Here is a 14,784-nt window from a genome sequence, read left to right as displayed (position 1 = left end):
ACGAACAAGGGCGCGTAAAATTCTCTTAAGTAAAGAAGTAACCCATGAAAAATGTTGAAATATATACAACGATGTTTTGTCCCTTCTGCTCGCGTGCGAAGAAGCTACTCAAAAGCAAAGGCGTGAATTATAAAGAGATAGATGTCACAGTCGCGGGCGATCTTCGCGAAGAAATGACAAAGCGCGCGGGCGGCGCATATACTGTCCCGCAGATATTTGTCGATGGCGATCATATTGGCGATAGCGACTATATCCATATGCTTGATGCAAATGGAAAACTTGATAAAGTTTTGGGGATTAACTGACCCCGAAGGGAGAGAAAGATGTCATCGTTTACGGCAGCATGCGTGCAAATGACGAGCAAGGGCAACGTTCAGGAAAACCTTTATCTTGCGACGGCCCTGATTAGAGAGGCCGCAAGCGCCGGAGCGGACTTTATCGCAACGCCTGAGGTTACCAACATGCTGGAACCTCATAAGTCAGAAGCCCGTGCCAAGGCCCAATTTCAGGAAAATGATATCACCCTCAAGGCTTTTCGTGCCCTCGCGGAAGAAACTGGAAAGTGGATTCTCGCAGGTTCCCTTGTGATCAAAAACCCGGATGATGATCGCCTCGCCAACCGCTCTTTCCTGATACGCCCTGACGGGGACATAGCGGCGCAGTATGACAAGATCCATATGTTCGACGTAGAATTGGATACAGGAGAATCTCACAAAGAAAGTCGTGCTTATGCACCGGGCGATGCGGCACAACTGGCTGAAACGACGTGGGGCATGTTTGGAATGTCAGTCTGCTATGATGTGCGCTTTCCTCATTTGTACCAAAAACTTGCCCTTGCCGGCGCGGGTGTGTTGACAGTGCCGGCGGCCTTTACCGCAACGACGGGAGAAGCACATTGGCATATCCTTCTCCGCGCCCGGGCAATTGAAAACGGTGCGTTTGTGATAGCCCCGGCTCAATGCGGCCAGCATACAGAGAAACGACACACCTATGGCCACTCATTGATTATCGACCCATGGGGCAAGATTCTGGCGGAAGCCGGAGAAGAACCCGGGTTTGTTACGGCTGAGATCAACATGGCAGAGGTCACCAGACGGCGGCAACAAATCCCGAATTTGCGAAATATCCGGGATTTTTCCATGCACGCTCCTGACTCGGTTGCGGACGCAGCAGAATAGCCCTACTCAATCGGCTTTCGGGCGACGATGGATTGACGGCAAGCAGGGGTTGGCACGTCTACGCGCCCCTCGAAAAAATCAATTACATTGAGGTCACGACTAAAAACCTCAGCAAGCTCTCCCGGCGCTAATAGGAAATCTGGATTGCTCGGGCGACCGAATTTTTCATTCCCCCGTGCAAATGTGTCATATAGTAAAATTCCGCCCGGTGATAGCGCCGCTGCGATATCGGCAAACAATGGTCGCCAAAGATAATTGACTACAACAATACCCGCAAAAGAACCGTTAGAAAATGGCCAACTATTGTTTTCCAGATCAGCCTGGACAATCGAGAGGCCTTCCCGCCCCTCATAAGCCGCGACAGACGATGTGTCGATGTCAACGGCAGTCACCTTATAGCCGGTCTCAAGCAGATAAAGGCTATGTCGCCCCCCGCCGCAAGCAAGATCCAGTACTGGCTTTTCCTTTGGTATCAGCTGCGCATATTTCTCGATCCAAGGTGATATAGCCCGCATGAAACTCCCTTTTCAAACCGATAAGGACTTGTGTTTAACTGGAAAACGATTATCTCTTAATACGTACGGGATTTTCGTTTACATAACAAATTTTGCGAATGATAAAATACGATCTTAGATGTGAAAACGCCCATGTTTTCGAGGCATGGTTTAAGAACAGCGCCACTTATGACGAGCAGGCTGGCGTTGGGGATATTGTGTGCGCCGTGTGCGGATCCACCCACATTGAGAAAGCACCGATGGCTCCTGCCGTTCCGCGCAAAGGCACTTCTTCCCTCTCTAAACGCGAAGAAACAGCAAAGGCAGAAGCGAATAAAACCGCTATTGCTATGACGGCGCTTCGGCAGCTTCGGCAGCTTCGCAAAAACGTAGAAGAAAATTTTGATTATGTCGGCCCCCGTTTCGCGGAAGAGGCTCGTAAAATACACTATGGTGAAGTTGAGCAACATGGCATCTACGGAGAGGCCACGCCCGAGGAAAGCAGTGAACTCCGCGAAGAAGGTGTAGAGGTTGCCGAAATACCTTGGCTACCGACGACCGATGCCTGAACTTTTATACAGATCAAAATAAAAAGGCCCGGAAAGTTCCGGACCTTTTGAATGAAACGGGAAACTATAAAGCGGACTATTCAGTCTTGGTTTCTTCCGTTTTGCTTTCTTCCTTATTGCCGTCTTCTTTCGCTTTTTCTTCTTCAGTCGGCGACATCAGAATAATTGAGGCATCCGCCTTCAATTCTTCAAGCAACTTGTCGATAACAGAGCTACTGGCCTTCGAGCGCAATTCCGCCTCTTTCTCCTCAAAGGATGGAGCTTCCGTACTCCGCTTGTCTTCAGATTTGATGACATGATATCCGAACTGTGTTTTCACCGGGGTCTTTGTATACTCCCCGGGGTTTAGGCCAAAAGCGGCATCAGCAAATTCCGGCACCATGCTTCCTTTTGTGAAATAACCTAGGTCGCCGCCATTGGGACCGGACGGACCAGTTGAATATTCCTTCGCAAGCTCCTCGAAATTGCCGCCATCATCGAGCAATTTAATCATGTCATTAGCTTCTTCTTCAGTCTTGAGCAGAATATGCTTGGCATGAAGCTGTTCTTCGGGCGTAAAATCGGCAACGCTCTTGTTGTACTCTTCTTTTAAAAGCTCGTCTGTTACCAGTTCATCAATCTTGCTCGTGATGTAAAACTCCTGCATCAACTGATTGCGAACCGTGTCCATACGATCCTTAAACTCTTTCTGGTCTCCCATTTTTTCTGCTTCGGCAGCTTGGGAAATTACTTCCATGCTAATCATTTGCTGCAGCAATTGATCCTTAATGAATTCCATTGGTGCCTGACGATACTGCGCCGGCAATGAGGCGTAGAGCGCCTGAACATCCGACGACGTGATATTCTTGCCGTTCACCGTTGCCAGAACTTCACTGTCGGTCTCAGCTGATTTTTCGTCAGCTTTCATCTCTGCGGTCTCAGAGGCAATCATTTCAGCACCAGGCAATGAACCTCCTTGCGCGCCAACGTAATAGCCAATAACCAGGCAGAGCACTGCAACAACGGCCAGTGAAAAATAATGCAATGATTTCATAATTTTAAAATCCTAATTTGTATTTACGCACTCGAATGAGCCAAAGCGGCTTTCCTGCGCGCCAAGAGTTCAAGCGAATATAGTAATATTTCACATCAGAACAACCTTTCTTCCGGCGGGAGGATTTTTTTCCTTATTTTTGCCATCAAATACGGTGCTTTTCGCCTCTAGCGCGCCGGATAGATTGACATGGCCGCGCTGGCCCCTTATCTGTCAGCATATCCTTTAAAATAGTTTTTTCCTGATAGAAGAGACTATGTTTACATTATGCCTGCGCAAAATCGCGTATCCAGAAAAGCAACCCACGACTGGAGTTTAGTCAGATATGTTCGGTTCTATTGCCAAGAAGTTGTTCGGATCACCGAATGACAGGGCTCTTAAGGTCGTTCGAACCAAAGTTGACGAGATCAATGCGTTTGAGGAAAAAATCAAGCCATTGAGTGACGCCGAACTTATAGCGAAAACCCAAGAATTTAGGGATAGCATCGAAGCCGGAGCGAAACTGGATGACCTCTTGCCCGAGGCATTCGCCTGTGTTCGGGAAGCCGCTTGGCGCGCCCTTGGTGAGCGGCATTACGATGTCCAACTCCTTGGTGGCATTGTGCTGCATCAGGGCAAGATTACAGAAATGAAAACCGGTGAAGGTAAGACACTTGTGTCCACCTTGCCCGCTTATCTCAATGCCCTGACCGGCAAGGGTGTTCATGTAGTGACGGTGAACGACTACCTCGCCAGCCGCGATTCACAGTGGATGGGGCAAGTCTTTGCCAAGCTCGGCCTCACGGTCGGCTGTATCGTTCATGGTGTTGACGACGCAGAACGCCGCGCGGCCTATGCGGCCGATATCACCTACGGTACGAATAACGAATTCGGGTTTGATTATCTTCGCGATAACATGAAATTTGAAAAATCCGCCATGGTGCAGCGCGGATTTAATTTTGCCATCGTCGATGAGGTGGACAGCATCCTGATCGACGAAGCCCGAACACCACTTATTATTTCAGGCCCCGCAGAAGATTCATCCGATCTCTATCTTGCTATTGACGCCCTTATCCCCAGCTTAAAGGAAGATGACTACGAGATCGACGAAAAGGCAAAAACCGTTGGCTTTTCCGAAGATGGAACGGAAAATATCGAGCAAGTGCTAGAAGCCGCCGGATTACTTAAAGGCAGTAATCTTTATGACGTCGAGAATGTCACGATTGTCCATCACCTGAACCATGCCCTGCGCGCGCATAAACTGTTCGAAAAAGACAAGGACTATATCGTCAAGGATGACAAGGTCATCATCATCGACGAATTCACTGGGCGCATGATGGAGGGCCGCCGTTTTTCCGAGGGTCTTCATCAAGCACTTGAAGCAAGAGAAAAGGTTACCATTCAGCCGGAAAACCAGACCCTCGCGTCAATTACCTTCCAGAATTATTTCCGCCTCTATGACAAACTCGCTGGGATGACTGGTACTGCCGCGACAGAGGCAGATGAGTTTCATGAAATCTACGGCCTTGAGGTCGTTGAAATTCCGACCAACGTTCCTGTCGCCCGTATTGACGCCGATGACGAGGTTTACCGGACGGCAGAAGAAAAGTATGACGCCATCGTCGTCACCATTGAAGAGTGCGCCAAAAGAGGTCAGCCAGTTCTCGTCGGGACGGTCTCCATTGAGAAATCGGAAATGCTTTCCGAACTTCTCAAAAAGAAGAAAATCCCTCATAAGGTCCTGAACGCCCGTTACCATGAACAGGAAGCCGAGATCATCAGTCAAGCCGGACGCGTTGGCGCCGTGACGATTGCAACCAACATGGCGGGCCGTGGTACGGACATCAAACTTGGTGGCAACGAAGAAATGATGATCGCAGCCAGAACCGCAGATCTCACGGATGAGACGGAAATTGCCAAAGTTGCGGTCGAATTGAAGGCGGAAATCGAGGAACAACGCAAGCAGGTCCTCGCCGCGGGCGGGCTTTTCGTTATCGGAACAGAGCGACACGAATCGCGGCGGATTGATAATCAGCTTCGGGGCCGTTCCGGGCGACAGGGTGATCCGGGCACATCACGTTTCTTCCTGTCCCTGCAGGATGATCTGATGCGCATTTTTGGCTCGGAACGCATGGATGGCATGCTGCGCAAGCTGGGGCTTGAAGACGGCGAGGCGATCATTCATCCCTGGATCAACAAGGCACTTGAAAAAGCACAGCAAAAGGTTGAGGCACGCAACTACGAAATCCGTAAGAATCTGTTGAAATTCGATGACGTCATGAATGACCAGCGGAAAGTCATTTATGAACAACGCATTGAATTGATGGATACTCAGGATGTATCCGAGACGGTCAACACGATGCAGGAAGAAGTGATTGACGACCTTGTCGACGCCCATATTCCTCCAAAAGCCTATCCAGAACAATGGGATACCGAAGGTCTTAAGCAGGCCGTTGAGCGAATACTTGCGCTGGACCTGCCCATCGACGAATGGGCTGCTGAAGAAGGGATCGCTGACGAGGAAATCCGAGACCGTCTGAAGGATGCAACAAAGCGCAAAATGGCCGAAAAAGCCGTCCGCTACGGCTCAGAAGTCATGCGCATGGTTGAGAAAAGCATTTTGCTTCAAATCCTTGATCAAGCGTGGAAGGATCACCTTCTGCAACTTGACCAGCTTCGCCATGGCGTATCACTTCGGGCCTATGCCCAGAAAGATCCGCTCAATGAGTATAAGAGCGAAGCCTTCAACATGTTCGAAATGATGCTGAACCAGCTCCGCGAGACCGTGACGACCTATCTATCTCATGTTCAGCTTCAAAATCCCGCCGAGCAGCTGCAGCGCGAGGAACCGGACGAAAGTGAAATGACCACCACTCATATCGATCCGACAACCGGCGAAAACGAGTTTGAGACGGCGGAACTAAACCCGGAGGGAACCAACTCGGAAAACTGGGGCAAAGTGCGCCGAAATGCCCCCTGCCCTTGTGGTTCCGGTAAGAAATTCAAGCAATGCCACGGACGAGTTTGAAGAAAAAGCAGGTAACGCTGTATCAAGGCTGACCATGATTTCGTTTTTAAAGTCACTTCTATCTGAGAACAATGTAACCAAACCTGCGACGCAGGATGAGGCTCATATCGCGACAGCCGCGCTATTAATTGAGGCGGCCTTGTCGGATGACGATTATCAGGACGTGGAGCGAGATGCCATCGTCAACGTGCTGATCCGCCATTACAGTATATCGGATACGGATGCGCGGGAGCTGGTGCATGAAGCCGAACAAGCACAGGCCGCGTCGGAGCAGCTCTTTTATTTTACAAGGACCGTCAAAGACAGCTTTCCTGCTGAAACCCGCGTGCAAATGATCGAGATGCTTTGGGAAATTGCCTATGCGGACGGGGTGGTGAGTAAATTTGAGGCCAATCTAGTCCGCCGGATTGCTGGCCTCATTTACGTCAGTGACCGTGAACGCGGCGATGCCCGCAAAAGGGTGATCGCCCGTCTTGGAATCAAAGAGGATTGATTTTTCGACAACCTACATATTTTGGGGTTGTTTTTCCCCGTTATTAGCGATAATCCGTAATATGACATTAATGATGTCTTATGCGTATTGCTTTGATGAACTGGCTGGAGAATCTAAATGACCTACGTTGTTACCGAAAATTGCATCCGCTGCAAATATATGGACTGCGTGGAAGTCTGTCCGGTAGATTGTTTCTATGAAGGTGACAATATGCTGGTGATACATCCCGACGAATGTATCGATTGCGGTGTATGTGAACCTGAATGTCCTGCTGAAGCCATTCTACCTGATACGGAAGAAACCGCTGAAAAATTCCTCGACCTTAACCGAGAGTATTCGGAAATCTGGCCTAACATTACGCAGAAAGGCGAACCGCCGGCAGATTCAGAGGAATGGGACGGAAAGCCTAATAAGTATCCCGAAGAATTCAGCCCGAAACCCGGCGCTGAGGGATAATGGAGCGGGCCGCCCGCCCTTGGCACTCTTTAAGTCGCCACGATCTATGTAACAATATTAGCTTTTCGCGCAAAATTGTGCTATATTCCTTGCCATACTTCAGGTTTGCTTAGTGAGAATAGCGTATAAATGGCTTGCTTGGCCTATTAGCGCAAAATGTATCATGGCCTGATTTTGATGTTTAGTGTGAGTATTTGCAGCGCTGTAAATGCAGCGGTTTTTTTTGCGTTAATGCAAAAATATGAATTTCCGCGGTTGATGAGAAGGACTTAAATGACAAAAGAAATGGATTTTGCACCACTCGATCATGTGGTTTATCCGACCCACGGCGTTGGACAAGTTATCAGTATCGAAGAGCAGGAAATTTCCGGAATGGCGTTGACGCTTTATGTCGTCGATTTTGCCCATGAGAAGATGACGCTCCGCGTACCGATCAAACAGGCCAAGAACGTCGGAATGCGCCCCTTGTCGACACCGAAGAAGATGAAGAGTGCATTGGATACACTCAAAGGCCGCGCCCGTATCAAACGCACAATGTGGAGCCGCCGCGCTCAGGAGTATGAAGCAAAAATCAACTCCGGCGATCCAGTACAGATTGCAGAAGTTGTTCGGGATTTGCATCGCAATGAGGATCAGCCCGATCAATCATACAGCGAGCGCCAGATTTATGAAGCGGCTCTTGTAAGGCTCTCACGTGAGCTTGCTGTCGTTGAACAGATCGAGGCGGATGCCGCCACGGAGAAGGTTCAGAAGGTACTAAAAGCTGCCTGACTTTCAATGACATAATATTCAAAAAGGGCCCGGAAGAAATTCCGGGCTTTTTTTGTATAAATTTGTCGTAATTTTCTTTGTTGGACTTGCCAAGCTCCCCCATAGGTTTCATTGTAACCAACTATGAAATCCAGAAAATACAAAGAAAAATTTGGATGCTTAACCGCCTCTAAAAGAGTATGGGCCATTGCCTCAATCCATGGGGAAGCAGATGCCCTCATGGCCATACATGATGAAATTTCCCGGCGGTGGCGGCATGGTGACCGAATCGTATATCTTGGAAATTATCTCGGCCGCGGCGCGAAAGTCCGGGAAGTTTTCGACGAACTTTTATCCTTTCGTATAAATCGCCTATGTCTTCCGGGCATGATCCCGGAGGATATTGTATACCTGCGCGGCGCGCAGGAGGAAATCTGGCGCAGCCTGCTGCAACTCCAGCTCGCACCGCAACCCACAGAAGTTCTCGACTGGATGGTCGCGAATGACGTTGGCCATTCACTCGCGGCGTATGATGAAACTCCAGATGAGGTTCGCAAATATGTTCGTGAAGGCATTCTCGCAACGACCAAATGGACAAACCGTCTACGTGAGAAAATGCGATCCTATCCAGGTCATAATGATATTTTTATCGCACTGCGCCGGGCCGCCTATACAGAGGATGGTGAATTACTCTTCGTTCACGCCGGGCTGGATCCGGCACTTCCGGTCATCGAGCAAAATGACAGCTTTTGGTGGGGCAATCGCCGGTTTAATGAAATTAGCTCGCCTTATTTCGGATTTAGACGCGTCATCAGGGGATACGAGAAGGAGCATGGAGGCGTCACTATTAAACCTTATACGGTCACGCTTGATGGAGGTAGCGGCTTCGGCGGCACGCTGGAGGCCGCGTGTTTTTCCCTCGATGGAACAATCGCCGACCAGGTCAGCGTTCCAGCCTGAGAACAAACATGCTAACTTCCGCCTCGCAAATTTTTGTAAGGATGTCCAACCGGCGGCATGCCATTTTCAAATGATGGATTGAGTAGGATAAACAGTGCCTTTTTATCCTTAGTCACATCGGCCATCCCGGCTAGTATGGCGCCTATATCTGTCTTTTCAGAAACTGTTTCAATCTTCATCAGGACCGGCTTTATCGCTGCTGCTTCCGCGGCATCGAGGGGGCGAAAACTGTTGTAACTCCCTGTGAAGCTATTTTGGAGAGCATTATCCGGATTTGTTGTCTGATAAATGAACCGTGCAACGCGGTCACCGCCAAAGTCAATCACGGCGGCGGTCAGGTAAATTTTTTGTCCACTCTGCTCGAGGATAAGACGCGCAACCGCTGCCGGCGCCCCTCTCACTTCGGTCGTAGAGACAGATGGAACCTGCAATTTTGCCAACCACACATTCTTTAGATAATCCGCCATTGATTGCTCTGGGCTACTTAACTTCCCAAGGTCGAAGACCATTTGGTTGCCCGTACCATCAACGGCATAAACAGCGCGCGAGGAGTTAATAAGCTGGAAGCCTTCCGGGGCGGAAAATTTGAACCGCAATTCCGGATGCAGAAATTCTCGCCCCCGAATGATCCCTTCTTTTGGATCATCCCCATAGAGCATACCGTCAATGGCACCGAGATACCGGCTGCGCCCATATTCCCGGTCAAGGTCATCAGAATTTGCAGCCGCCGATGCCGAGGCGCGCCCGATCCGGTCATCTGTTTGAGGGTGGGATGCAAAAAAATCAAAACTGCCACCGGCCGAATTCCCCGTGAGCGCCGCCATATATTCAGTCTGCGCGTCCATCCTTTTCAGAAAATCGGCCATAGCTTCGCGAGGATATCCGGCAAGGCCTAAATATTTCACGCCTAACTGGTCCGCTTCATATTCCTGATCGCGTGAATAGCCCGCGACGTAGAGCCCGCCTAGCTGCTGCCCTAATTCCTGCACAACAGAGCTCCCCGTCAGGACAGCTGCAAGGGCGCCGATTAACCCGATTCCTGTCGCACGCGATTGGCGGGCGGCGCCATGGCGGGCCGTAACATGGCCGATTTCATGCGCAAGAACGCCTGCGACCTCCGCCTCATTATTGGCGAGGGCGAGAAGGCCGCGCGTGATATAGACATAGCCACCGGGAAGAGCAAAGGCATTGACCACCGGAGAGTTCAGAATAGTGAATCGCCATGGCAAATCCCGCATTTCAGAGACAAAGGCAAGGCGCAGTCCAATATCCAACACATAGTCATTCAAGCCTTCCTTCATATATTCGCCGCCGTATTGGGCAACGACTTGCGAATGCTGCTTGGCACCAATCTCCCTATCGTCGCTCGGCTCGAAAATAGAAAAGAGATTATCAAACAAGTCGGCCTTGGCTGGCATGCTGAATGGCAAAGACCCCATGACGAACAACGGTATGAGCGCATGCCTCATATGCTTCCAAATCCCGCATCCAAATTTGATATTCATTCTATCCTTATCCTTCACCCGCCGCGTCGCTAAGTTCGAGCTGCTCGGGGAAATCAAGCTCCAAATAGGGTCCGTTATAAAAACGCACCAGCCCCCTTACAATAACTGATCTATTCTTTAGATCCTCAATCTTCCAGTCCCCTTGTCCAAATTTTTTGCGTGACCGCGACGATATAGCGACCGTAAAGTCATTGCGCCAATCCTCCCCAAAGTTAAGATATGTGGCGCTACCCCCGCGATAAACTTCCCGAACTATGCCTTTTGCAACGATGAACTGGCCATTCCAGTACTGCCGTGCAGGACGATTCGCATTAACGATCTTGAAATGACGCCAAATTCCAAGATTTTCAATTTCTGCAGCCTTCTCCGCTTGCACGAGTCGCTGCCGAAGGGCGGGAGGATAGTCCGGCGCCCCACTCCACACCCCAAAGCCTCGCGCAACAAGCTGTTCCTGCAGCCACGTCCCATCGGTCAGCAATATTTTACCATGAATATCTCCATAGCGATTTCGCGCACTGCCGGATTCCCTAAAGGGCTGAACATCAAGCTTAAAGGAAGGCGGGTTAAATGACCGCTGAAGATAACTCTGTGCATCTCGGTAAAGCTCAGGGTCTTGCGCCTCATCAACAAGGCGCACACCGTAAAGTGCAACATGCATATTATTCACGGTAACTACCCGATCAACTTCAACCCTGTCCGCCACAAGTGTTTGAATCCCCGATCCAGCGGATGCCATAGACATGGTTCCGATGCAAATTACCACCGCCGCGAAAGCTGAAAAGCGCATGATCCCTCCTGACCTCAGTTTGATGAAATAATGGTCCGCGATCAATTATATTAAAGAGTATCAGGCTCCGCTCCTTCATATTTCACATTATTTTATTGTGTAATATTTTTTATACATTTTTAGTTGATATTATATTTTATACCCCATAAATATTATTCTAGATCAATTTTTATGGGAAAAATGATGACCAATACCGCCGTTAAATTTTGCCCCGAATCAGAAGCCGCCCGCCTCCGCGGTCTTTATGGTCACCTTTCCGGCCTCGAATTACTCAACGTGCTTGTACATAACGAACTCAAGGGGGAAGTTATGCTCTCGTCGTCATTTGGCGCTGAATCTGCTGTCCTTCTGGATCTCGTCGCGCAGGTTGATCCGGCAATACCCGTTATCTTTCTCGATACGCGACGGCTTTTTGGAGAAACACTCCGTTATCAGAAAACCCTCACTGATCACCTCGGTTTGGAAGATGTCCGAATTATCCGGCCCGATGATGGCGTTCTGTTGCGGCTCGATCCTGAAGATATGCTGTTCAGTGATGATCCAGATAAATGCTGCCATATTCGAAAAGTCGCTCCTCTTGATAACATAATGAATAAAATGGGTAATTTTGGATACAAGGCCTGGATTACCGGCCGGAAGCAATTCCAGGCGGCAACCCGCACAGCCCTTCCAACGATTGAAGCCGACACCGATTTCGTCAAAATTAACCCTCTCGCAAACTGGACGAATGACGATATCAAGCAAGCCTTTCTTGCAAAGAATTTACCGCCCCATCCACTCGTTGCCGATGGCTTCAAATCTATCGGCTGCATGCCCTGCACAAGCCGTGTCGCCGAAGGTGCCGATCCCCGGTCCGGCCGCTGGGCAGGCCGAGATAAAACGGAATGTGGCATACATCTGTCGAAGCGGACTGATATGACGACAGCTATATAATACATATTTTTACTGTATTATTTATATAACTAACATTTTTATTGATATATTAATATAAATACATAATTATAAGAAACAGATAGAAATTGCCTCACGTCCGGCTGGCTGTTGAGACTTTTCAAAGGAGAACAATAATGGCACTACAGGTTTACACGGCTTCTCTTCTAAAAGAGGGACTTGTTGCATATCTCGCTCTCGAGAATGGCCGTCCGTCTTGGACATCCGATATTCATCAGGCAACAGTTAGCGAAATGGCTACGCTGGACGACCTTAAGCAAGCTGCGGAGCAATCGGAACAGGACAATATTATCGTCGCGCCCTATGCGATTGACGTTCTTAAGACAGAAAATGGCATTGTCGCCACGACAAAGCGCGAACAGATTCGCGCTGAAGGACCGACAATCGAGCTACCGCAGGATACGACACGCGAGAGCCGTCAGGCCGCATAAACTTTAAGGTCCGCCATGTATAAATATTCTGAACAGGATCACCAGCTCCTGCTGGAGCGCGTGTCCCAATTCCGTGGGCAGGTTGACCGCCGCCTTAAAGGCGAGCTGTCGGAAGAAGAATTCAAGCATCAAAGGCTACGGAATGGCCTCTACTTACAACTCCATGCCTATATGCTTCGGGTCGCCATCCCTTATGGTCTGCTGTCATCGGAACAGATGCGCACCCTCGCGCACATAGCCCGAAAGTATGATAAGGGTTACGGTCATTTCAGCACACGGCAAAATATCCAGTATAACTGGCCGAAGTTAGAAGACGTGCCGGATATTCTAGATGACCTTGCAAAGGTCGAGATGCACGCCATTCAGACCAGCGGTAACTGCATTCGCAACACAACATCCGATCCACTTGCCGGCGTCGCCCGCGATGAGATTGAAGATCCTCGCCCCTATTGCGAACTGATACGGCAATGGTCGACCTTCCATCCAGAGTTTAATTTCTTGCCACGTAAATTTAAAATCGCGGTGAGCGGCGCCACCCACGATCGGGCGGCAGTTGCCGTACATGATATTGGCCTTCGTCTGGTAAAAAGCGAAACATCAGAGGAGACCGGGTTTGAAGTCTATGTCGGAGGTGGGCTTGGCCGAACACCGATGCTCGGCAAGATCATTCGAAAATATCTTCCGAAGCAGGACATGCTCACCTATCTAGAGGCGATCTTGCGTGTTTATAATATGCTCGGTCGGCGCGATAATATTTACAAAGCACGCATCAAGATCCTTGTCCATGAAACAGGCGAAGAAAAATTCCGTGAGCTTGTCGAAACTGAGTGGGAGAAAATTAGGGCTGGCGGCCTTTTCCTGAGGGATGAGGATTTTAATTGGGTCAAAGGGTTCTTTAACGATCCGGTATATGAATCTCTGCCCGATAGTGATGCAGACTTTGAGAATCTTATGCTCAGCAATGCGGAGTTCGCCCGCTGGGTCGATAAGAATATCGAGCTACACAAACAATCCGGCTATCGCATTGTTTACCTGTCCCTTAAAACTGCGCATCAACCACCGGGCGATGTGACGGCCGATCAGATGGATGCGATTGCCGACCTTGCGGACAAATACAGCCTCGGCCATATTCGCACGACGCATCGGCAAAATCTGGTTCTTTCGGATGTGCCGCTAAAGGACTTACCGGCCCTTTGGGAAGAGTTGAAGGCGCTTGATCTTGCAACGCCCAACTACAACCATGTGACCGATATCATCTCCTGCCCCGGGCTGGATTACTGCGCGCTTGCAACGGCCCGCTCAATTCCAATTTCGCAGGCAATTACGGCGCGGTTTGATGACTATGACTTCATCAATGATCTTGGCGATGTTAGCATCAATATTTCCGGCTGCATCAACGCCTGTGGGCATCATCATGTTGCCAATATCGGCATCCTCGGCGTCAACAAGAAGGGGACGGAAGTCTATCAGTTGACCCTCGGCGGCAACGCCCGTGAGGATGCGGCCATCGGCAAAATCATTGGCCCCGCGTTTGAGGCAGACGAGATTGTGGACGCCGTTGGTAAGGTTCTTGCGGTCTACCTTGAAAGCCGAGAGGAGCCTGAGGAGACTTTCCTTATGACATACCGGCGGCTCGGCCAGGCCCCTTTTAAGGAGCGGCTCTATGGATAACTATATCAAAGACCGCAAGGTTGACAGCGATGAGTGGATGCCCTTCACCGGTCTCGAGGATGGCGACTCCCTTCCGACCGGGGATATTTATGTCCCGTTGGAAGAATGGTTGAATGCTCGTGAAACATTGCTCACGCGAAACGGCCGGTTAGGCGTCGCGCTTCGCAACACCGATGATCCGGAAATTATCAAGGACGATTTGGAGCGGCTTGATTTGGTTGTTCTCGAATTTCCGAAAATGGCGGATGGAAGGGCGTTTACTCAGGCTCGCCTTCTTCGTGAGCGCTATGGGTACAAGGGGGAAATCCGGGCAACCGGTGATGTTCTTTATGATCAACTGTTCTATATGCAGCGTTGCGGCGTGAACGGTTTTGAGCTACGCGACGATCAGAATGCATCCCATTCACTGAAGGCATTTGATGAGATGACCGTCACCTATCAACCCGCCTCAGATGAGGAACTTCCCCTCTGGCGCCGCCCGAAATAAACGGTTAAGAAT

16 protein-coding genes are annotated in these 14,784 nt (G+C 49.8%); 12 read left to right on the top strand and 4 right to left on the bottom strand.

Features of this window, described 5'->3' with window-relative positions; all coding sequences use genetic code 11:
* Window positions 1–44 precede the first annotated feature (44 nt).
* Together grxC and AC0L73_RS13725 are read left to right on the top strand one after the other, a co-directional pair.
* Window positions 45–305: a glutaredoxin 3 gene (gene grxC / locus AC0L73_RS13730; protein ID WP_227947645.1), complete on the top strand. Its 261-nt coding sequence runs from the start codon at window positions 45–47 to the stop codon at window positions 303–305.
* Window positions 306–323: 18 nt separating this feature from the next.
* A complete protein-coding gene (locus tag AC0L73_RS13725) occupies window positions 324–1,178 on the top strand; it encodes a carbon-nitrogen hydrolase family protein (protein WP_227947646.1) in 855 nt (284 codons plus the stop codon).
* A 2-nt stretch (window positions 1,179–1,180) separates the two neighbouring features.
* On the opposite strand, the gene AC0L73_RS13720 is transcribed toward AC0L73_RS13725, so the two are convergent.
* On the bottom strand, window positions 1,181–1,693 hold the full coding sequence (locus AC0L73_RS13720) for a class I SAM-dependent methyltransferase (protein ID WP_227947647.1): 513 nt from the start codon (window positions 1,691–1,693) through the stop codon (window positions 1,181–1,183).
* Window positions 1,694–1,791: 98 nt separating this feature from the next.
* Between AC0L73_RS13720 and AC0L73_RS13715 the strand changes: the two genes are divergently transcribed.
* Entirely contained in the window at window positions 1,792–2,241 is a 450-nt protein-coding gene (locus tag AC0L73_RS13715; protein WP_227947648.1) for a DUF1178 family protein, read from the top strand.
* Window positions 2,242–2,317: 76 nt separating this feature from the next.
* Here the strand turns inward: AC0L73_RS13715 and AC0L73_RS13710 are convergent, their stop codons facing one another.
* Window positions 2,318–3,274 (bottom strand): peptidylprolyl isomerase, encoded by a 957-nt coding sequence (locus AC0L73_RS13710; RefSeq protein ID WP_227947649.1) that lies wholly within the window; start codon window positions 3,272–3,274, stop codon window positions 2,318–2,320.
* A 325-nt stretch (window positions 3,275–3,599) separates the two neighbouring features.
* Between AC0L73_RS13710 and secA the strand changes: the two genes are divergently transcribed.
* From secA to AC0L73_RS13685, 5 genes are all read left to right on the top strand, one after another.
* Window positions 3,600–6,281, top strand: a complete 2,682-nt coding sequence (gene secA / locus AC0L73_RS13705; RefSeq protein WP_473653992.1) for a preprotein translocase subunit SecA — start codon at window positions 3,600–3,602, stop codon at window positions 6,279–6,281.
* Entirely contained in the window at window positions 6,223–6,774 is a 552-nt protein-coding gene (locus tag AC0L73_RS13700) for a tellurite resistance TerB family protein (protein ID WP_473653991.1), read from the top strand. The genes secA and AC0L73_RS13700 overlap by 59 nt, the downstream gene beginning before the upstream one ends.
* 117 nt (window positions 6,775–6,891) lie before the next feature.
* Window positions 6,892–7,230, top strand: a complete 339-nt coding sequence (gene fdxA, locus AC0L73_RS13695) for a ferredoxin FdxA (protein ID WP_227947652.1) — start codon at window positions 6,892–6,894, stop codon at window positions 7,228–7,230.
* Between the two features lie 273 nt (window positions 7,231–7,503).
* On the top strand, window positions 7,504–8,001 hold the full coding sequence (locus AC0L73_RS13690) for a CarD family transcriptional regulator (protein ID WP_227947653.1): 498 nt from the start codon (window positions 7,504–7,506) through the stop codon (window positions 7,999–8,001).
* Between the two features lie 219 nt (window positions 8,002–8,220).
* A complete protein-coding gene (locus tag AC0L73_RS13685) occupies window positions 8,221–8,940 on the top strand; it encodes a metallophosphoesterase family protein (RefSeq protein WP_227947655.1) in 720 nt (239 codons plus the stop codon).
* 11 nt (window positions 8,941–8,951) lie between these two features.
* Here AC0L73_RS13685 and AC0L73_RS13680 read toward each other — a convergent pair whose 3' ends face one another.
* A complete protein-coding gene (locus tag AC0L73_RS13680) occupies window positions 8,952–10,409 on the bottom strand; it encodes a M48 family metalloprotease (RefSeq protein WP_473653990.1) in 1,458 nt (485 codons plus the stop codon).
* Window positions 10,410–10,452: 43 nt separating this feature from the next.
* Window positions 10,453–11,232: a thermonuclease family protein gene (locus AC0L73_RS13675; RefSeq protein WP_473653989.1), complete on the bottom strand. Its 780-nt coding sequence runs from the start codon at window positions 11,230–11,232 to the stop codon at window positions 10,453–10,455.
* 180 nt (window positions 11,233–11,412) lie between these two features.
* Here AC0L73_RS13675 and AC0L73_RS13670 point away from each other — a divergent pair, with 180 nt between their 5' ends.
* The 4 genes from AC0L73_RS13670 to AC0L73_RS13655 all read left to right on the top strand — a co-directional run bounded on the left by AC0L73_RS13670 (window position 11,413) and on the right by AC0L73_RS13655 (window position 14,772).
* Entirely contained in the window at window positions 11,413–12,165 is a 753-nt protein-coding gene (locus AC0L73_RS13670; RefSeq protein ID WP_473653988.1) for a phosphoadenylyl-sulfate reductase, read from the top strand.
* Window positions 12,166–12,299: 134 nt separating this feature from the next.
* Window positions 12,300–12,614 (top strand): DUF2849 domain-containing protein, encoded by a 315-nt coding sequence (locus AC0L73_RS13665; RefSeq protein WP_227947659.1) that lies wholly within the window; start codon window positions 12,300–12,302, stop codon window positions 12,612–12,614.
* Between the two features lie 15 nt (window positions 12,615–12,629).
* A complete protein-coding gene (locus AC0L73_RS13660; RefSeq protein WP_473653987.1) occupies window positions 12,630–14,285 on the top strand; it encodes a nitrite/sulfite reductase in 1,656 nt (551 codons plus the stop codon).
* Window positions 14,278–14,772, top strand: a complete 495-nt coding sequence (locus AC0L73_RS13655) for a DUF934 domain-containing protein (RefSeq protein ID WP_227947661.1) — start codon at window positions 14,278–14,280, stop codon at window positions 14,770–14,772. The genes AC0L73_RS13660 and AC0L73_RS13655 overlap by 8 nt, the downstream gene beginning before the upstream one ends.
* Window positions 14,773–14,784 lie beyond the last annotated feature (12 nt).

This window comes from Sneathiella sp. D3-11, from assembly GCF_055809395.1.
This window is presented reverse-complemented; position numbering and strand designations above follow the sequence as displayed.